Origin of the sequence: Cohnella sp. CFH 77786, assembly GCF_019400745.1 — a bacterium.
Taxonomy (GTDB): Bacteria; Bacillota; Bacilli; order Paenibacillales; family Paenibacillaceae; genus Cohnella.
Genome location: NZ_WJIB01000001.1, coordinates 614,320 through 634,263, shown reverse-complemented (window position 1 = coordinate 634,263; position 19,944 = coordinate 614,320). Strand labels below are relative to the sequence as shown.

16 protein-coding genes are annotated in these 19,944 nt (G+C 59.6%); 13 read left to right on the top strand and 3 right to left on the bottom strand.

Translation table 11 applies throughout. The features are described 5' to 3' along the window. Positions 1-19: 19 nt before the first annotated feature. From mobA to GE107_RS02930, 9 genes are all read left to right on the top strand, one after another. The gene (gene mobA / locus GE107_RS02970) at positions 20-637 is read left to right on the top strand and encodes a molybdenum cofactor guanylyltransferase (protein ID WP_219637956.1); all 618 of its coding nucleotides are present in this window, start codon (positions 20-22) and stop codon (positions 635-637) included. Between the two features lie 15 nt (positions 638-652). Beyond that, positions 653-1,930, top strand: coding sequence for a molybdopterin molybdotransferase MoeA (locus GE107_RS02965; protein ID WP_219637955.1), 1,278 nt, complete (start codon positions 653-655; stop codon positions 1,928-1,930). Then, positions 1,927-2,439, top strand: coding sequence for a molybdopterin-guanine dinucleotide biosynthesis protein B (gene mobB, locus GE107_RS02960; protein WP_219637954.1), 513 nt, complete (start codon positions 1,927-1,929; stop codon positions 2,437-2,439). The genes GE107_RS02965 and mobB overlap by 4 nt, the downstream gene beginning before the upstream one ends. Before the next feature lie 182 nt (positions 2,440-2,621). Then, entirely contained in the window at positions 2,622-4,487 is a 1,866-nt protein-coding gene (locus GE107_RS02955) for a sensor histidine kinase (protein WP_219637953.1), read from the top strand. Further along, on the top strand, positions 4,477-6,117 hold the full coding sequence (locus GE107_RS02950; RefSeq protein ID WP_219637952.1) for a response regulator: 1,641 nt from the start codon (positions 4,477-4,479) through the stop codon (positions 6,115-6,117). Before GE107_RS02955 ends, GE107_RS02950 begins: the two co-directional genes overlap by 11 nt. Before the next feature lie 2 nt (positions 6,118-6,119). Then, on the top strand, positions 6,120-7,703 hold the full coding sequence (gene nagZ / locus GE107_RS02945; protein WP_219637951.1) for a beta-N-acetylhexosaminidase: 1,584 nt from the start codon (positions 6,120-6,122) through the stop codon (positions 7,701-7,703). Positions 7,704-8,403: 700 nt separating this feature from the next. Then, positions 8,404-9,792, top strand: coding sequence for a CapA family protein (locus GE107_RS02940; protein ID WP_219637950.1), 1,389 nt, complete (start codon positions 8,404-8,406; stop codon positions 9,790-9,792). Continuing rightward, entirely contained in the window at positions 9,776-10,609 is an 834-nt protein-coding gene (locus tag GE107_RS02935; RefSeq protein WP_255570104.1) for a glycerophosphodiester phosphodiesterase, read from the top strand. The genes GE107_RS02940 and GE107_RS02935 overlap by 17 nt, the downstream gene beginning before the upstream one ends. A gap of 9 nt (positions 10,610-10,618) precedes the next feature. Beyond that, positions 10,619-11,248: a fumarylacetoacetate hydrolase family protein gene (locus tag GE107_RS02930; protein ID WP_219638029.1), complete on the top strand. Its 630-nt coding sequence runs from the start codon at positions 10,619-10,621 to the stop codon at positions 11,246-11,248. A 93-nt stretch (positions 11,249-11,341) separates the two neighbouring features. Here the strand turns inward: GE107_RS02930 and GE107_RS02925 are convergent, their stop codons facing one another. Further along, complete coding sequence (locus GE107_RS02925; protein ID WP_370636220.1) at positions 11,342-12,457, bottom strand: HD domain-containing phosphohydrolase; 1,116 nt, start codon at positions 12,455-12,457, stop codon at positions 11,342-11,344. A 215-nt stretch (positions 12,458-12,672) separates the two neighbouring features. On the opposite strand from GE107_RS02925, the gene GE107_RS02920 reads away from it, so the two are divergent. From GE107_RS02920 to GE107_RS02910, 3 genes are all read left to right on the top strand, one after another. Continuing rightward, positions 12,673-14,070, top strand: a complete 1,398-nt coding sequence (locus GE107_RS02920) for an extracellular solute-binding protein (RefSeq protein WP_219637948.1) — start codon at positions 12,673-12,675, stop codon at positions 14,068-14,070. Positions 14,071-14,152: 82 nt separating this feature from the next. Next, entirely contained in the window at positions 14,153-15,034 is an 882-nt protein-coding gene (locus tag GE107_RS02915; RefSeq protein WP_219637947.1) for a carbohydrate ABC transporter permease, read from the top strand. Continuing rightward, positions 15,034-15,864 (top strand): carbohydrate ABC transporter permease, encoded by an 831-nt coding sequence (locus tag GE107_RS02910; protein ID WP_219637946.1) that lies wholly within the window; start codon positions 15,034-15,036, stop codon positions 15,862-15,864. Before GE107_RS02915 ends, GE107_RS02910 begins: the two co-directional genes overlap by 1 nt. 153 nt (positions 15,865-16,017) lie before the next feature. Here the strand turns inward: GE107_RS02910 and GE107_RS02905 are convergent, their stop codons facing one another. Next, positions 16,018-17,349 carry a TrkH family potassium uptake protein gene (locus GE107_RS02905; RefSeq protein WP_219637945.1) on the bottom strand — a complete coding sequence of 444 codons (1,332 nt, stop codon included), beginning with the start codon at positions 17,347-17,349 and terminating at the stop codon, positions 16,018-16,020. Between the two features lie 76 nt (positions 17,350-17,425). Between GE107_RS02905 and GE107_RS02900 the strand changes: the two genes are divergently transcribed. Further along, positions 17,426-17,929: a DNA-deoxyinosine glycosylase gene (locus GE107_RS02900; protein WP_219637944.1), complete on the top strand. Its 504-nt coding sequence runs from the start codon at positions 17,426-17,428 to the stop codon at positions 17,927-17,929. A gap of 72 nt (positions 17,930-18,001) precedes the next feature. Here the strand turns inward: GE107_RS02900 and pepF are convergent, their stop codons facing one another. Then, positions 18,002-19,798, bottom strand: coding sequence for an oligoendopeptidase F (gene pepF, locus GE107_RS02895; RefSeq protein ID WP_219638028.1), 1,797 nt, complete (start codon positions 19,796-19,798; stop codon positions 18,002-18,004). Between the last annotated feature and the right edge of the window lie 146 nt (positions 19,799-19,944).

The following is a 19,944-nucleotide window of genomic DNA, read 5'->3' as shown; positions in this document are numbered from 1 at the left end:
TCCACCGGGGGAATGCAGGATGAAGACGTCGGCGGTCATATTGGCAGGAGGCCGGGGACGCCGGATGGGCGGCCGGAACAAGGCGCTGCTTACGGTCGGAAGCGAAGCGTTCATCGACCGGCAGATCCGGACGGCGGCCGCCTGGACGGACGAGGTGATCGTCGTCGCGGGCGAAGGCGAGTTTGCCCGGGAGCTGCGGGTGCGCTACGGCGTTGCCGTCGTCCCGGATCTCTACGAAGGCGAAGGGCCGCTTGCCGGAGTGCATGCCGGCTTCGCCGCGGTCCGCAACCCGTATGTTTGGCTGCTGGCGTGCGATCAGCCTTGGGCGGACAGCCGGGCGGCTTCGTTGCTGCTCGACCGGCTTCTCCGCGAGGGTGCTGCGGCCGCGCTTCCCATGATCGGCGGCAGGCCGCAGCCGTTTCACGCGGTTTACCGAAGCGACGTCGGCCTGACCGCCGGGGAACTGCTTGAGCAAGGCGAACGAAGGATGTTCGCCTTGCTTGATCGAATCTCCTGGACCGGAATGGCGGAAGAGGATTTCCGGGCTGCCGGCGTTCCGGACACGTTCGCGGAGGACGTGGATACCCCCGAAGATTATAAGGGAGTCCGGCTTGGCCGTGATCCCGATATTCCCTGAAGGAGCCTAGCTGCGATGACAACTTCCCCCTTGCCCGAACGCTTCCGGCGCCAGGCCGTGTCTCCCGAAGAGGCGCTCGGCCGGGTGCTTGCCCGCGTCCGGCCTCTCGAAACGGAAACGGTTCCTCTTTTTGAAGCCTGGCGCAGGCGGCTGGCGGAACCGGTCGCGGCACCGCACCCGTTTCCGCCTTTCCGCCGTTCCGCCATGGACGGGTACGCCGTTCGGGCGGCCGATTTGCCGGCCGAAGGGTCTTCCGGAGAGGCCCTCCTTCAGGTCCTGGAATCGTTGCCGGCTGGAGCGGTGCCCAGGTTTGTCGTCGGCCCCGGGCAAGCTTCGCGCATCATGACCGGCGCCATGCTGCCGGAGGGAGCGGATACCGTCGTCATGCTCGAGATGACGGAGACGGTCGTGCGCGCAGGCGCGGACTGCGTGCGCATCCGAAAGCACGTGCCGAAGGGCCGCAACGTGGCGGACGTCGGCAGCGAGGTTGCCGCCGGGGTGCGGCTGTTCGGCGAAAGCCGCCTCATCGGCGCCGGAGAGACGGCGCTGCTGGCGTCGCTCGGCATGGCCGGCGTGCCCGTCGTGCGCCGTCCGCGCGTCGGGGTGCTGGCCACCGGCAGCGAGCTGCTGGAAGCGGCCGAACCGTTGGCGCCGGGGCGCATCCGCAACAGCAATGCGCCGATGCTGGCCGCGCTGCTGCGGGAGGCCGGCGCGGAGCCGGTGCTGTACGGCCGCGCGGCGGACCGGCCGGAGGAAGCCGAAGCCATGATTCGGCGAGGACTGGCCGAATGCGACCTGCTCCTGACGACGGGAGGCGTCTCCGTCGGAGACCGCGACATCCTCGTCGACATCTTGGCCGGATGGGAAGGAGAGACGCTGTTCAACAAGGTGACGATGCGTCCGGGAAGCCCGACGACGGCGGCCGTGCTGGACGGCAAGCTGCTGCTCGCGCTGTCCGGCAATCCGGGCGCCTGCTTCGTCGGTTTCCAGCTGTTCGCCGTGCCCGCGCTGAGGACAATGCTGCGTCACCCGATGCCGGAACGAGCCGCGATCCAAGCCCGGCTGGCGGAGGCTTTTCCCAAGGTCAACGCCTATTCCCGTTACGTGCGAAGCCGTCTGGAAGTACGGGAGGGCACGGTATGGGTACGGCCGGCCGGTGACGATTTCTCCAGCCTCATGACGACGATCGCGGAAGCCGACAGCCTGGTGGTCCTTCCGCCGCTGAAGGAAGGGTTGGAGCAGGGAGCGCTCGTAACGGTCATTCCGCTGGCGGAAGGGATGTTCGGCTCATGATCGTGCTGCAGGTGGCCGGGTACAAAAACGCGGGCAAAACCACGCTCGCCTGCGAGCTCGTCCGGCTGTTCACCGCTTGTGGAAGGAGCGTCGCAACGGTGAAACGGGACGCCCACGACGCCGATCCCGAGCCGGAAGGCGCCGATACGAGGCGGCATAGGGAGGCGGGAGCGTGCATGACCGCGCTCGCCTCGGACTCCCGGACGTCGTGGGTTCGGGAACGGCCGGCGTCTCTGGAAGAGCTGCTGGCCGCGATGGAAGAGGAGGGGGCGGACGCCGTCATCGTCGAAGGGTTTAAGGGCGCTCCCTGCCCGAAACTCGTTCTCTTAAGAAGCGACGAGGATGCGGAGCTGCTCCGGCTGGACGGTATCATCGGCGTCGTTCTCCGGGGGCCGTCGCCGGTCGCGGAGCAAGCGGCCTTGGCGGGCGGCTGGCCTGTGTTCCGAACGGAAGGGCGGCAGTTCGGCCCGCTGCTGCAATACGTCCGGGAACGTTTCTTACCCGAGTAATCATGGGATCAAGATGGTATTTCGACAATTCCAAGCGGACCTCGGTCCGCTTTTTTGCATTTTCCGCGTAAGATTTCGGGATCCCATGATAGAATTTTATCCCTCGATCACGATAATGTCGCAAACCGTCCTGTTATAATGGACATGGAACGACCCGACGGAGAGGGAGGGGAACCAGCTGCATGAGTTTATCCAAACGCATTTTCGCCGCCTTCATCGCTTTTATCATCGTTCCGATGTTCGTTCTGGGAAGCGTTTCCTATCTTGTATTCCAGCATATCAATCAGGACAAATACGCCGAGCAGACCGAAATGACGCTCAAGGCGATCGGGCGCAACATCAACAACATGATCCGGGAAGCCAACGCGTTCTCCGATTTCTGGGTGACGACCAAAGACAGCGTGGAAAGCCTGCAAGGGGCGTACGACCCGAGCGCCGTCAGCGAGGAAGCGAAAAAGCAGAACCAGGAGTACGAGAGCCTGCGCGAGCAGGAGCTGCTCAGGCGCCGGGTGCTTCTTACCAGCCCGGACCTGAAGTCCGTGACGCTGTACCGCAACGACAAACGGATTATCAAGGTCAACTACATTCCCGACACGACGATCCCTCTTGAGGAATTGGAGTCGAATCCGGTTTACGAAGAAGTCCTCCGCAAAAACGGCGCGCCGGTCTGGATCGCCCCCTATGAGGACAGCAGACTTACGGGCGCGAACAACCTCTTTACGCAGATCCGCGTCCTTCTGGACGTCGATACGCTGAAGAATAAAGGCATTCTCGTCATCCGTTACCAGATGAGGGAACTGAACCGAATTTTCGATTTTTACGGCAGCAACGAGAGCAAGCTCGACCGCCGCTATTTGATCGTCGGGAAGAACGGCACGGTCCTCTACGATTCGCTCGCCTCGCTCGAAGGGGCCCGTTTTCCCGATTTGACGGATACCTCCTCCAAGCAGGGGCTGGATCTCTCGACCGCCGAGTACCAGAGCAAAACGCTCGCGTTCCAAGGCGTCAAAAGCCTGGTGTCCGTCGCCGACCTGCAAGATTTGAAGCGCTTGGGCATCCGCGATGGCTGGAAGCTCGTGTCCGTCACGCCGTGGCGGTACTTGTCCGGAGACATGGAAATCGTGCTCCGGTGGATGGCGGCGATCATGATCGCCACGCTCGCTTGCGCCGTCCTGTTTCACCGGTTGTTCGTCCGGCGGACGATCTCGTTCATCAACCGGGTCGTCAAGGCGATGCGCCGCGTGGAGCGGGGCGATTTGACGACGCAGGTGCCGGTGATGGGCAACGACGAGACGACTAGCCTTTCCAAGGGCTTCAACCGCCTTGTCCGCAGGGTATCGGAACTGCTCGAGGACGTCAAGCAGGAGCAGAGGCGCAAGCGCAAAGCCGAAATGATGCTGCTGCAGGCCCAGATCAAACCCCATTTTCTGTTCAATGCGCTGGAGTCCATCAACATTCTGGCCATTCAGAACGAAGGGCGCAAAGTCAGCAAGATGGTACGGATGCTCGCCAAAATTTTAAGGATCAGCATCCAGCAGAAGGAAGAAATCCGGGTCGAACAGGAGCTCGAGCATCTGCACAGCTACTTGGAAATCCAAAAATACCGTTTCGACGATTTATTCGAGTACGAGATTGACGTGCCTCTGCATTTGCTTGGCGAGCACATCCTGAAGCTGACGCTGCAGCCGCTCGTGGAGAACAGCATCCAGCACGGTTTCGAAGGGATCGGCTATATGGGGCGCATCCGGGTGACGGCGAGGGAGGAAGGCGGCCGTATTGCCTTTTTCGTCGAAGACAACGGGATCGGAATCCCGGAGGAACGGCTGGCTTTGTTCGCCATGCGGGGGGAGACGTCCTTGGAGGAAATATACGGGGAGTCGCCGGAAAGCGGAGAACGGCGGGGACTTGGGTTAGGCAACGTGGCCGACCGGCTGCGCATCCACTACGGTCCGTCATGCGGGCTTATCTTGTGCAGCTCTCCCGGCTTCGGCACGGTGATCAAATGCGTCATTCCGAAAACGGCGGGAGGCGATACGCATGAGGCTTAAAGCGCTTCTGGTGGATGACGAGGCGAATATCCTCAAAAATTTGCAGGCGGTCATTCCGTGGGAAGCGTTGGACATCGAGGTGGCCGGGATCGCGCGCAACGGAGAACAAGCGGTCGAAATCGCCCGCCGCGAGCGGCCGGAGATCATCCTTTGCGACATCCGCATGCCGGTGATGGACGGGATTCGGTTTCTCGAGGAGCTGAGGGATTTCGATACGGAAGCGGAAGTCGTGATGATGACCGGATACCAGGATTTCAGCTACGTCCGCTCGGTGATCCGGTACGAGGTGAAGGACTACATCCTGAAGCCCATCGATTATGAGGAGCTGTCCCGCACGGTCGAACGATTGGCGAACGGAATCCGCGAGCGCAACTATGAGCAGCAGACGATGCAGAGGGAGTGGCGGCGGGTCTTTCACCTCGCATACGAGAAGGTGCTGTACGATTTGCTTGTCGATCTTGGAGGCGGGACGGCGCGCTCGTTCCTCCGGATGCGGGAAGCCGAGGAGGAAGGCCTGACATTCGCGATGATGCTCGTGGACGTCGCCGATTATTCCAAAAAGGAGCACACGTGGGAGGAGAAGGAGCGGAAGCTATGGAACTTCGCGGTGCAAAACATTTTGCAGGAGAGCCTCGCTTCCCTCAGCCTGCCCCATTCCGTTCTGCAGGTACGGAGCGGGGAATGGTGCGTGCTCGTCGAGCGGAGGCCGTCCGACCCTTTCGACCGCAACCGGATCCTCGAATGGGCGGAGCTGCTTCTTTCGTCCGTGGACAATTATTTGAAGCTCGGCATCCGGGTGGCCTTGCACCCGGCGCCCGTGCCGATCGAGCGATTGGCTCAAGCGCATAAAGCGCTGCAGAGGCAGTTGAACCTGTCCCCGGCCACTTCGGTGGGCATCATCGTGCCGGAGAAAAGCCGGGCTGCCGAGGACTCGTCGTCCCAGTTGCTGTGGAATTGGATCGAAGAAATGGTCACCGGCCTCAAAAGGTGCGACCGGATAAGGACGGAGACCGCGCTCAAGGAGCTGAACGACAGCTTCCGCAGGCTGCCGGACGTTTCCGCGGAACGGGCGGAGCCGATCCTTCACTACCTCTGCCTGCATCTGTTTCGGGAAATGCGGGCGATCGACGTTCTGTCGCGGGAAGAAGAGGCGGAGATCTGGAGGCGGATCGACCGGAATCCTGGCGTCCGGGATACGCTGGCCGTGATCAATCAACTGGTGGACCGCTCGCTCGACAGCGTCATGAAGAAGAAAACGAGCGACGTCCTCATGCTCTCCGCCCGGGATTTCATCGAACGCAGCCTGTCCTCGGACCTCAGCATCGATACGCTGGCCGATTATCTCGGGATCAGCGGGAGCTATTTCAGCCTGCTCTTCAAACAGCACTTCGGCGAAACGTTCGTCGAATACGTGACGAGGCAGCGGATGGAGATGGCGAAATCCCTGCTCGCGCTAAGCGACAAAAGCGTCACCCAAGTCGGCCAAATGGTCGGATACGCCGAGAGGCGCTATTTTACCCGGGTATTCAGCAAATACACGGGCATGCTTCCATCGGAATTTCGCGAAATGCATCAAAAGCAGGGCGAAATGGCGGCACGGCCGTCATGGCCTTCGGGAGGAGAACGGTAATCATGGCGGAGCGGATCGATTGGCGGCAATTGGAGCTTCGGGAAAAAATCGGGCAGCTGTTCATGTGCGGATTCGCAGGGACGGAGCCGGATGAAGGCATTCTGGAGCTGATCCGGAAGTACGGGATCGGAGGCGTCATTTATTTTCGCCGGAATCTGAAGGATGCGGCGCAGGTCGCCGCTTTGTCCGAACGGCTTCAAGCAGCGGCGAAGACGCCCCTGTTCCTCTCCATCGACCAGGAAGGCGGCATGGTGGTCCGGCTGGAGGAGGGCGTCACCGTGATGCCGGGCGCCATGGCCCAAGGAGCGGCCGACGACGAGCGTCTGACCTTCGAAGCCGCGAAGCAGGCCGCTGCCGAGCTCCGGGCGATCGGCATCAACATGAACTTCGCCCCTTGCCTGGACGTCAACAATAATCCCCGGAATCCGGTGATCGGCGTCCGGTCGTACGGGGAGGATCCGGCGCAGGTCGCCCGGCTGGGATCTGAGGCCGCCGCCGGCTACCAAAGTGGCGGGGTGGCAGCCGTGGCCAAGCATTTTCCCGGCCATGGGGACACGGCCTCGGATTCCCATTACGAGCTGCCCGTCGTCCCGCATGACCGGGAGCGGCTGGATCAGGTCGAGTTGGTCCCGTTCCGGAAGGCGATCGAACGCGGCGTCGACTCGATCATGACGGCCCACGTCGTCTTTCCGGCATTCGAGGAGGACGGGGTACCGGCTACGCTGTCCCGCCGGATATTGACCGGCTTGCTCCGCGAACAACTCGGCTTCGAAGGCGTCATCGTGACGGATTGCCTGGAAATGAACGCGATATCGGAGACGATCGGCGTCGCTCGGGGCGCCGTTCAGGCCATTCAAGCCGGCGCGGACCTGGTGCTTGTCAGCCATCGGATCGACCGTCAGATCGCCGCGCTGGAGGCAGTCTTGGAAGCCGTGCACGCAGGGGAGATCCCGGAATCGCGCATCGACGACGCCGTGGAACGGATTTGGAAGCTGAAGGAATCGCGCGGACTATTCGGAGACATAGCGCAGGTCGCCGATAGGGCGGCTGCGGGCGAAGTCGCCCGCCGGCTTAGCGAGAAAGCCGTTACCGTCGTAAAAGGAAGATCGGAGCTGCCCCTGCCGAAAAACGGAACCGTTACGGTGATTTGGACGGAAGCGCGCAAGGGAACGGAAGTCATCGAGGTGATTGCCCAGCGGTGGACGTTAGGGGCAGCGCTTGAAGCGGAAGGGTACGCGGTGCGCGAAGTGCGTATCGGCATCGAACCGACGCATCGGGAAGCGGAGTCCTGTTTCCTGGCTGCGGAAGGAAGCGGAACGGTCGTATTCGTCTCTTACGATGCCGGATTCTCCCCGGCCCAATCCAGGCTGATCCACGCATTGGCGGAGCGGCCGGACCGCAAATTCGCGCTCGTCGCCGGGAGAACTCCGTACGATCTGCTGACAGCGCCCGACGTTCCGGTTTATCTATGCGCTTACGAGAACAAACCGCTGATGATGTCCGCGGTCGCCGGCGTATTGTCGGGCAGGTTGAGCGCCACCGCCCGACTTCCGGTCACGATCGGCCGCTACCACCGAGGCAGCTGAAGGTTCTTCGCGGCTCTCGACGCTATGACCGCTATCCCTCTCGCTCAGGGATGGCGATTTCCGCCTGAGTGAAGGGGATAACCGCGGTAGATGGCTTTCCATAGCGCCTGCTTACTATGACCACTATCCCTCTCGCTCAGGGATGTGGATCCGCCTGAGCGCAGGAGATAACCGCGGTAGATGGCTTTCCATGCGCCTGCTTACTATGACCACTATCCCTCTCGCTCAGGGATGGCGATTTCCACCTGAGTGAAGGGGATAACCGCGGTAGATGGCTTTCCATGCGCCTGGTTACTATGACCACTATCCCTCTCGCTCAGGGATGGCGATTTCCGCCTGAGTGAAGGGGATAACCGCGGTAGATGGCTTTCCATGCGCCTGCTTACTATGACCACTATCCCTCTCGCTCAGGAATAGCGATCATCCTGAGTGAAGGGGATAGTGGCTATAGTGAAGAGCGGAACAATATCATAACTGTCTGCGAGAGTGGTGAACTTCTCCGCTCCAAGTGAATCGGACAGCTGCGTGAAAAAGAGCGATTTGCGGACCTGAGCGAAGGGGATAGCTGCATCCTTACCATGAAAATAGAAAAGAGAGGGGCGGCCAAGGGGCCGCCTCTCTTGTGCCTTTCCGCATATATGATCAGTCCCGGGCGGATGGTATAATGGCCCGGAAGACATAATTGGAGGTACGCAGCCCCATGTCCTATTCCCGCTCCCGTACGTACGAGAAGAAGCGCTCGCGCCGAAGAGGCCGCTTTCGTTATTTGGCCACGCTGAATGTCGTCATGTTAGGTCTGATTGCTGCGGTCGCCGCCGTGTGGTTTCTCGCCGCACGCGACTCCGGCGGGTTCGCGCCTTCGGATGCGGGATCAACGGACGGTTCGAAATCTGCCGCTTCCCCGAGGGATGCTGCGGCAACCTCTTCACCAAGATCGTCCCTGTCCCTCCCCGCAGAAACATCTTCCGACGCCGGCGCGGAACCCGCTGGCAGCGAATCGCTATCCGCCGGCCGGGAGTCAACTGGAAGCGAGTCGGCATCCGCCGGCGCGGATCCCGCCTCCAAAGATACTCCCTCCGCGTCTGCCGACGCCGGCGAACCTAACCGGAGCCCAGGGGCCTCCGGAGAGGGAACGGCCGGTAACGGGCAAATCTCGATGGCGTTCGTGGGAGACATTCTCCCCGCAAGCAGCGTGGCCCGTCTCCTGGAGAAGAACGGATACGATTATCCATATCGGGCCGTAAGCGGCCTGCTTCAATCCGCCGACATCGCGGCGGGAAATCTCGAGTCGGCCATTACGGACCGGGGGACGCCGGAGAAGAACAAGCAGTATCTGTACCGAGGTTCCGCCCTTGCACTGCCGGCGATACGGGAAGCCGGATTCGACGTCTTAAGCCTCGCCAACAACCATACGCTGGATTACGGATGGGTCGGCCTTCAGGACACGATGGACGCATTGGACGACAACCAGATCCATCATATGGGTTCCGGGAACGACGATCAGGAGGCTTTCACGCCGGCCTATGTGGAAGCGCAAGGGATTACCGTCGCGTTCATCGGCGTCAGCCACGTCGTTCCCAATGTTTCCTGGAAGGCCGACAGGAACCATCCTGGCGTCGCGGAAACGTACAATCCGACGCGGGCGATCGCCGCGATCCGGGAAGCGAAGAACAACGCGGACATCGTTGTCGTGATGGTCCATTGGGGAGACGAATATACCGATAAGCCCATCGCCGAACAGACGAACAACGGGCGCAAATTTATCGACGCGGGAGCGGACTTGGTCATCGGAAGCCACCCCCACGTGCTGCAAGGCTTCGAAGCTTACAAGGGGAAATGGATCGCCTACAGTCTCGGAAATTTCGTGTTTTCCGCGACCAAGTCGCCGAAATCGGCGGAGACGGGCGTGCTGATCGCCGAATGCGGCAAGGACGGATCCTGCGCTTTGACGCTCCATCCGATGCTGGCCCAAAACGCGCAGCCCGCCCCGATGGACGAACAGGCCGGAAAAGCGCTGCTGGCTCGGTTGTCAGCGGTATCGACGGCGGCGGAAGTGGAGGAGAACGGGCAAATTGTGGCGAAACGTTAAATACGGAATCAAGCGGGTTTGGGACCGCCGCAAACGCTGGTTAAAAGAAAGGACGGATGTTATGCCGCTCACGGAATTGGACCGTATGGCCCTTCATCCCTGCGTTGCGCACAGGGGATGGTCGGGCAAAGCGCCCGAAAATACGATGGCGGCGTTCCGGTTGGCCCTGAGTGAATCCGCGGTGCAATGGATGGAGCTTGACGTTCATCTGTCGCGGGACGAAATTCCCTTCGTCATCCATGACCCTACCTTGAAAAGAACGGCCAGAACCCAAGGGCGGGTTTCCGAATACACGGCGGCACAGCTGGCCCGGTTCGACGCCGGGAGTTGGTTCGCCCCGTCATTCTCGGAGGAAGGAATCCCGCCGCTCGACGACGTTCTTGCTCTTGCCGCGGGGCGCTGCCGATTGAATGTGGAGATCAAGGGAGAGGATTCCCCGCCGGGACTGGCCGCCCGCCGAGTCGTCGACGCCATTGCGGCCCGGAATATGGAACAGGATGTCGTGATTACGTCGTTCCGTCCGGAGATTCTGACGGCGGTCCGCGACATCACCGATTCCATCCGCACGGGGCTCATCATCGAAGATCAACCGGCGGGGCTCATAAGTACCGTACAGTCGCTCGGCTGTTCTTTCCTTTCCATCGGATACTATCATTTGACCTCCGCCTTGCTGCGGCAAGCGGAAGAAGCGGACGTGACGGTCATGGCCTGGACCGTGAACCAGCCGCGCGATCTGCGGATCCTGGCGGACCGGTCCGAACCGATCATGATCTGCACCAACTATCCGGACCGCTGGCTGGCGGCCGTATCCCGTTAGAGGAGGCTCATCGTGGAAATTCATAACGTGTATTGCGTGGGGCGCAACTACCGGCTGCACGCCGCGGAGCTCGGCAATGACGTGCCGTCCGCACCGATGCTGTTCATGAAACCGTCCCATGCAGCCGTCCAGACGGTGGAAGGGATTCTCCGCGTTCCCGGTACCCAAGGCTCGGTCCATTACGAGGCGGAGCTCGTCGTTCGAATCGGACAGCCTTACCGGCCGGGGATGGCGCCGGACGAATTGTTCTCCCATCTGACGGTGGGACTCGATCTTACGCTTCGCAGCCTGCAGGACGAGCTGAAGGCGAAGGGACTGCCATGGCTGTCGGCCAAAGGCTTCCGCAACTCCGCTCCGCTAGGGCGGTGGTTGGCATATCCCGGGGAAGCTTCACTTGCCGGTCAAGATTTCGGCTTGAGATTGAATGGGCGGGAGGTCCAGCGCGGCAATGCGAAGGATATGGTGTTCGGACTCCGCGAGCTGGCCGATTTCGTCGGACAAGCTTTCGGCCTGGGGCCTGGCGACATCCTGTTTACCGGGACGCCGGCAGGAGTCGGCTCGCTCTCCGACGGGGACGTACTGGAATGGTGGTACGGGGATCGGACGCTCGGACAGGCGAAAGTCTGCATGGACCCGTAATTTGATCGCGAATCGTGAAAACGAAAGGACCTCAAATTCCAGCGGCTAAGCGGAGGAAGAGGTCCTTTATTTCGAAGAAATCCTGCTACCCCGTTATTCGACGTCCGTCAGCCGGTCCCGGATCTCGAGCAGCTTGGGAAGCTCGCGGAAGAACACGTCCACCACTTTGGGGTCGAAATGCCTGCCCCGTTCCTCGCGGAACAACGCCTCGATCCTCTCAAGCGGCCAAGCCGCCTTGTACACCCGCTCGGCGCTCAGCGCGTCGAAGACGTCCGCAACCGCCGTAATCCGGCCGAAGATATGGATTTCTTCGCCTTTGCGGCCGTTGGGATATCCGTTGCCGTCCCATTTCTCATGGTGCTGCTCCGCGACGATCGCCGCCGCGCTGAGCAGCTTCCGCTTGGAACCTTTGAGCAGCTGGTAGCCGATTTGGGTATGGGATTTGATCAGGTCGTATTCCTCATCAGTGAGCTTGCCGGGTTTATTCAGCACGGCGTCGGGAATCGCGACTTTCCCGATATCGTGCATCGGGGATACCGTGCGAAGCACCTCCGCCTCCGCGGGATCCATCCCGAGGCCCAGCGCGAGGACGTAAGAGTATTCCGCCACGCGTTTGACGTGATTGCCCGTTTCCTTGGAGCGGATCTCGCCGATTTCGCCCATCGTGGAGATGATCTCCCGCTGCGTGTCGACGATCTCCTGATGGAGCATGACCGATTCCAGCGATTTGCCGGCATAGGAGGCCGCGAGCGTCAGCATTTCCAAGTCTCTCTCGGTGAAATAATCGATTTCGGTGAGTTTGTTGACGGCTTGGTAAGCGCCGATGATTTCGCCGTCGTTGTTCCGGAAAGGAACGGTGATGATCGATTTCGTATGATAGCCGGTTTTCCTGTCGTTGTCCGCGTTGTGGCGGGGATCGTGATAAGCGTCTTTGATGATGATCGATTCGCCCGTGGTGATGGCGGACCCGACGAGACCCGTACCGTACGGTATCCGGATTTCGTCCACCCCGTGCGCCACCGTCGTGTAGAGCTCGCTGTGAACGTCGTCGATCAGCCACACGGTACAGCGGTCGCTTAGGATCATTTCGCGTCCCATGTTCGCCATCAGCACCAGCACCCTCTTGAGCTCGGTCTCGCTGGCGATTTTCGCGGTATATTCGAAAATGATTTTCAGCAGCTGCTCCGGGGACAGCTCTTCTTTGAACACGAGATCCACTCCTAACCTGTTCTCTTTCCTATTCGCGCCGAATCGTGTCGAATCCTGCTCCCCGGACAATTTTCCTTCAAGTCGGTGCGGGGGAAAATCGTCAAGAGAATTCTATCCCTCTTTAGGGGAATGACTCCCTTACTTCGTCAAAGTTTCCTTTTACAATAAAGGCGTAGGCAGGAATCAAACACTATACCCCTGGGAGGGTCATCCGCGTGAAAAGAAAATTGATTCTGGTCATCTCGGCAATGCTCTTGTTCTCGACCATTCTGGCCGCCTGCGGCGGCACCGACAAATCGGCATCCAGTCCGTCGTCCTCCGCGCCGGCACCCAGCTTCAGCGCCAGCCCCTCGCCCAGCGAATCCGAACCGGCGAAGGCGGAGAAATTCGACATTTCCCTGCGACACATCCAAGTCGGCCAAGCCCAGCAATTCCGCAAAGCGATCCTGGACGAAGTCGTCAAGCGCGCGGAAGCCGAAGTTCCCGGCGCCAATTTCGAATACGACGCAGTGGAGGATTCCGTCAACCGCTGGACGAAGCTTCCCGCGGAGATGGCGGCCGGCAATCCTCCGAAAATATTCGACCTGTTCGGCGGCCCCGGGGACGGCCAGAAATACGCCAAAGCCGGCAAACTGCTCGATTTGACCCCGATTCTGGACGAACTCGGCATCAAGGATAAGTTCACGGACTTCTCCACGTTCGTCATAGACGGCAAAGTGTACGGCCTGCCGATCGGCGCCAGCTCCGAAGGGCTGTTCTACAACACCGAGATTTTTACCCAATACGGCATCAACCCTCCGAAAACGTTGGAGGAGCTGGAAGCCGCTGCGGAAACGCTGAAGAAAAACGGCATCACGCCGTTCGCGATGGGCTCTTCGGCCGCTTGGGTTCCGCTCATGATGGTCAATACGATGATGGCCCGTTACGCAGGTCCGGACATCCAAGCGGGTCTTGGCAACGGAACGCGCAAATGGAATGAGCCAGAAGTGGTCGCCGCCTTCGCCAAGTACGAAGAATGGGTCAAAAAAGGCTACTTCACCAAGGGCGAGCTGGGCATCGATTACGCCGGCCAAACGGATCAATTCATCACCGGCAAAGCGGGCATGCTGTTCGACGGCACATGGCGCGCTTCCTCCTTCAAAGCCGATGGAGACGCGATCGGCAAAGCGCTGGCCGGCAAAGTGGGCTACATCGCGTTCCCGTCTGTGACCGGCGGCAAAGGAGACCAGACGGCCGTGAACTACAACCAAAACAACGGCTACGGCTTCTCCGCCGACGTGAACGGGAACGAGCTGAAGGCGATCAAAGCGTTCATCAAAAACATGTACACCGATGAGTTCCAAATCCGCGGCTTCAAGGAAGACGGCGTGCTGCCTTCCATGAAAGTGCCGGCCGACCAATTGACGAGCGACGATCCCGTCATTTCCAAAATCCTCGAGGCGAACAAGGCCGCGACCACCGTATTCCCGCACTTCGACTCCCTGGTCGTTTCCAAAGTCAACGGGGAAGTCGAAAAGCAAATCCAGCTTCTGATCGCGAGCAAAGCCACCGCGCAGCAGGTCACAGACGCCATCCAGAAAGTCTCGGAAGCCGAACTGGCCGCCGCGAAGTAAAACATCGTAAACGAAAGGAATTCGAAAGGCGCCGCTCGGCTGCATGAAGTGGCGCCCTTTCTTATCGACGGGTGGGGAAGCCATGAAAAACACAATGAAAAATCCCGCGGTTTACTGGGCGTTCGTGCTGCCGAGTTTGGCGCTGTATTTCCTGTTCTTCATCTATACCTTGCTGACTTCGGTCGGCTACGGTTTCACGGATTGGAATGCGCTCGAGCCGGCACGCTACACGGGTCTGGCCAATTTCCGGCAGGCGTTCGCGGATTCCGACTTCTGGGTGGCGGTCAAGAACAACCTGTATTTCATTCTGTTCTCCGTCTTTCTCCAGGTTCCGCTCATCCTCTTCTTCTCGCTGCTCATCAGCGGCGTCAAGCGGCTGCAGGGCTTGTACAAAACGACGGTGTTCATGCCGTCCATTCTGTCGACCTCGATCATCGGCATCCTGTGGGGGTTCTTGTACCATCCGAATGACGGCTTGTTCAACAAAGTGCTCGAGCTGTTCGGCGCGGAACCGATCATGTGGCTCGGGGATACCAAATGGGCGATGGTTTCGATCTTGATCACGAACGCTTGGCAATGGATGGGCTTCTACATCGTGCTGATCTTGGCCGCGATCATTTCCCTTCCCAAAGAAATCAATGAGGCGGCGGCCATCGACGGGGCGTCGGGCTTCCAGCGCGCGGCCCGCATTACCGTCCCCCTCATCATGCCGATCATTTCCGTCGTGATCATGCTGTCCATTGCGGGAGCCATGCGGGTCGTCGACATCGTGCTCGTCATGACGAACGGCGGTCCGGCGGGCGCTACCGAAGTGATGGCCTCCTATATGGTCAATCAGGGTACCCGGTACGGCGAATATGGATACGCGATGGCATTGTCGATTCTCATTTTCGCGATTGCGCTCCTTCTTACGGCCCTTTACCAAATCACGTTCGCCAGAAAAATCGAAAGGATCGATTACTGATGCCGGCCGCGATCCGCAAAACCGTCCCCCACGTCATCCTGCTTGCGTACGTAGCGGTTATTTTGATCCCTTTCGTCATCGTCGTGTTCTCCTCCCTGAAGGAGTCCAACGCCGAAGTCGCGGCCCATCCGCTCGGGTTTCCGAAGGAGCTGTTCTTCGACAACTACGTGAAAGCCTGGAAACAGGCGAAAATCAACGTGTATTTCTTCAACAGCCTGTACATTTCCCTGTCGGCTTCCGTGGCGGGCGTTCTGCTCGCGGCTGCCACGGCGTTCGCCTTGACGCGGATGAAATTCGCGCGCACAAGCAAATGGATCTATCAGTTCGTCTTGATCGGCATGCTCATCCCGGGCAATGTGCTGTTCATATCGCAGTATATTTTGATCAAAGACCTGCATCTGCTGGATTCCCCCTGGGCATTGCTGCTGCCTTACACGGCCGGCGCGATCCCGTTCAGCGTGCTGCTGATCTCGGCGTTCATGCGTTCGGTTCCCGCGGAGCTGGAGGAGGCGGCGATCGTGGACGGATTAAGCTCTCCGGGCTTGTTCTTCCGCATCATTCTGCCCCTGACGCTGCCGGCCCTGGTCACGGTGTTCATCATCAACTATCTGGGTAACTGGAACGAATACCTGCTGTCGAACTTCTTCATCAGCACGGACAGGCTCAAAACGCTTCCGACAGGCATGGTCGGCTTCCGCGACGCCTACCAGACGAACTACCCGCTCATTTGCACGGGCATCGTGTTTTCCGTGTTGCCCGTGCTCGTCCTGTATGCTTTCCTGCAGCAGAAAATCATCGAAGGCTTAACCGCGGGCAGCGTCAAAGGCTGACTTCCGCTGCTTCCGAAATGCGAAGCGCCCGTCCCCCGCATGCGGGGACAGGCGCTTTTTCAGTGTTCAGAAAGTATAAATATCCGCCATACTTTTCCGAATCACCTTCGATAAAACGTCCATCCGTCCGAAAAGGACGGATGGACGTTTTGCTTATCCCAGAATGATTTTCCCTTCCGGGTAGCGGTAATGCTCTTTCTTGGCTTTGGACTGAAGCGCCAGGGCAATCGTGAACGGACCGAGCCGTCCGGCGAACATAAGCAGCATGATGACCGTTTTTCCGAAGCCGGTCAGCTCCTGCGTCAGTCCCGCGCTGAAGCCGACCGTGCCGAATGCGGAGGTCGTCTCGTACAGCACCGTCAGGAACGGCTGGTTTTCCGTGAAAGAAAGGACGATCGTGGCGCTGACGACGATGAACAGGGCGACGAACATGACGGTGATCGCCTTGTAGACGAGCGACTGAGATATCCGTCTGCGGAACAGGTCGACGTCCTGCTTCCCGCGGACCATCGTGACGAAGGCGGCCAGCATGATCGCGAAGGTAGTCACCTTGATGCCGCCGCCCGTCGACCCCGGGGAAGCGCCGATGAACATCATGATCACCATGAAAAAATGCGTCGCTTGCCGCAGCGATTCGATGTCCAGCGTGCTGGTCCCGGAGGAGCGGAGGCTCGTCGATTGGAACAGAGACGCCAGCGCCTTCTCCGCCGTGTTCAAATGCCCCGTCGAGAGCGGGTTGGTGAATTCGAACAGAAAGATGACGACGGCGCCGGCGACGATCAACGTCCCGGAGAATAGGAGGACCACCTTGCTGTGCAGCGAAATGATCCGGGTTTTCGGATAGTCGATCAGATCCGCGAGCACGATAAAGCCTACGCTGCCGAGGAAAATGAGCGCGAACGACACCGCGTTGAAGTAGACGTCTGAGACGTAGGGAGTCAAGCCTCCGATCAGGTCGAAGCCGGAGTTGTTGAATATCGAGACGGCGTGGAAGAGGCCATGGTACAGCGCCTGGCCGACCGGCATGTCCGCCATCCAATGGACGGCGAACAGCACCGTTCCGACCGCTTCGATCACCAGCGAGTAGAGGATGACCTTGCGGATCAGGCGCACGATTCCCTCCGTGCTGAGCTGATTCATCGATTCCTTCAGCACGAGCCGGTCACGGAACGAAATTTTCTTGCCGATCATGAGGGCGAACAGGGTCGTCATCGTCATGAAGCCGATTCCTCCGGCCTGAATCAGCGCCAGCAGAACGATTTCGCCGAAATAAGAAAACGTCTGGCCGGTATCAGCGACGACGAGCCCGGTCACGCTGGCGGCCGAGGTGGCGGTGAACAGCGTGTCCTGGAAGCTGAGCGATCGGCCTTCTTCATAGGCAAAGGGCAGCGACAGCAGCACAGTGCCGGCCGCGATAAGCAGGGCGAATCCCAAGACGAGCACCTGCTGGGGGGACCGCCTGGAGACGGATGAGCGCTTTTTCAAAGGAACATCCCGTTTCTATTTTGAAAATGGTAGGTTATTTTGGTATTGTAGCGTATCTGAAACGGAGGAGCCAGCCATGATCGTGTTTTCGTTTCCGCCCGTCATCGACGAGCGGTCGAAGCTGCTCATCTTGGGAAGCATGCCCGGGGTTGCTTCGCTCCGGGCCCACCAATATTACGGCCATCCGCGCAACCATTTTTGGCCGATCCTGTACGCGCTGTTCGCGGGACGCGAGCCCGATCCGGACTATGAGCGGCGCCTGGCGTTCGCGTTGGACCACGGGATCGCGCTGTGGGATTCGATCGCCGCCTGCGAGCGGGAAGGGAGTCTGGACGCCGGCATCAAGGACGTGGTGCCGAACGACATTCCGGGTCTGCTGCGCCGGTATCCGCAGGTTCGCGCCGTGGTCTGCAACGGAAACAAATCGTACGCCGAATTGACGAAGCATCACGGAGCGGCTCCGGAAATCGCGAGCCGCATCGTCGTCAAGATGCCGTCCACGAGCCCCGTGCCGACGGCGCGGTTTCGGGGATTCCGGGACAAGCTTGAGGCATGGAGGGCGATCACGGACTTGGCGTAAAGCGAAGAAGGCTTGAAAGCCCCGTCCCGGAGGATCGGATCTTCCAAGCCTTCCCGCGTCTGCCGCCGCCGGTTATTTCGCCGCCGTCAGCTTTTCCATTTCCTCGATCAGTCCTTCGAACACGCTCATCGCCTGCCGGATCGGCTCGGGCGAGGACATGTCGACACCGGCTTTTTTCAGGATGTTGATGGAATAGTCGTTGCCGCCGCTTCTCAGGAAGCCGAGATAACGGTCGACCGCCGGCTTGCCTTCTTCCGTGATCTGCTTGGCGAAGCTGGTGGCCGCGGAGAAGCCGGTCGCGTACTTGTAGACGTAGAAGCTGTTGTAAAAATGGGGGATCCGCGCCCACTCCATCTCGATGTCCCTGTCGACCACCATGTCGTCCCCGTAATACTTGAGGTTCAGGTCGTAGTAGATCTTCGACAGCTCCTGCGGGGTGAGGGCTTCGCCCTGCTCCGCCTTCTCGTGGATGATCTTCTCGAATTCCGCGAACATCGTTTGGCGGAACACCGTCGTGCGGAATTGGTCGGCATAGTAGGTGAGCAGGTACATTTTTTCCTTCGGATCGGTCGATTTTTCCAGCAGGTAGTGCATGAGCAGCGCCTCGTTCAGAGTAGAGGCGACCTCCGCGAGGAAAATCGTGTACTGGGCGTCCCGGTATTCGTTGCTCGCGTCCGAGAAATAGGAATGCAGGGCGTGGCCCATCTCATGGGTTAGCGTAAACATGCTGTTCAGATTGTCTTTATGGTTCAGCAGCACGTAAGGATGGGTGCCGTACGCACCCCAGCTGTAGGCGCCGCTGCGCTTGCCTTCGTTCTCGTACACATCGATCCAACGGTTCTCGAAGCCTTCTTGAAGCGCTTTGCGGTATTCCTCGCCGAGAGGGGACAGGCTGTCGTATACCGTTTTCTTCGCCTCGTCGTAAGTGATGTCCATATCGAATTCTTCGACGAGCGGCGTGAACAGATCGTACATATGCAGCTCATCCAGCTTCAGCAGCTTCTTGCGGAGCGCCATGTAGCGGTGCATGAGCGGCAGGTTTTCGTGGATCGCGGCGATCAGATTGTCGTAGACCGCCTTCGGAATGTTGTCGCCGAACAGGGACATTTCCAGCGCGGACGGGTATTTGCGGGCTTTGGCGTAAAAAATGTTCTTCGTCACGTTGGCGTTCAGCGTCGACGCGAGCGTGTTCTTCCACTTCGCGTACGTGTCGTACATCGCTTTGAACGCATTGCGGCGGACGTCTTGGTTGCGGCTTTCGAGGAACTGGATGTAGCTGCCGTGGGTAAGCTCGACTTCCTCGCCTTTGTCGTTTACGACTTTCGGAAATTTCATGTCCGCGTTGTTCATCATGCCGAAAATCGTACCGGGTGCCTGCGACACGTTGCCGACTTGGGCGAGCAGCGCTTCTTCGCTCTTCGACAACACGTGCGGCTTCTGCCGGAGCATTTCCTCGAGCGTCCGCTTGTACTTCGCCAAGGCCGGATCGGCGATCAGGCTGCGCAGCGCGTCCACAGGCAGGCTGAGGATTTCCGGAGTTATGAAGGACAGCGCCTCTCCGACCTCGACGCTGAGCTTCTTCGATTTGTCCGACAATGCTTGATATGTCGGTTCGGCCGTATCCTCGTGGTGATGCATGTTCGCGTAGACGTACAGGCGTTCCGTGTGGAGGGAAATTTCGTCCTCCAGCGCGAAGCAGCGGGAGATGGAATCCCCGTCCTTCAGCTTTCCTTGGAAATCCGCGATCTCGGAGGTCAGCTTCTTGACCTTCGCGTATTCGTCGTTCCACGCTTCCTGGTTCGGAAACAGATCTTCCAGGCGCCATGCGTTTTCTTTGGAGACTTCGCTTCTTTTGGGTACGTGGTTCATCAGGGCGGGTTCCCTCCTTGGGATTAGGGTCATGCACAATAAAGACAAAGCCGCCAGGGCGGCGGCGATCGGCAGGGCTCTCGGCTTCATGTTGCGGCCTCCGGCTGGATGGAAATGGATGCCGGATTAGTATGTCCCTGCGGAAT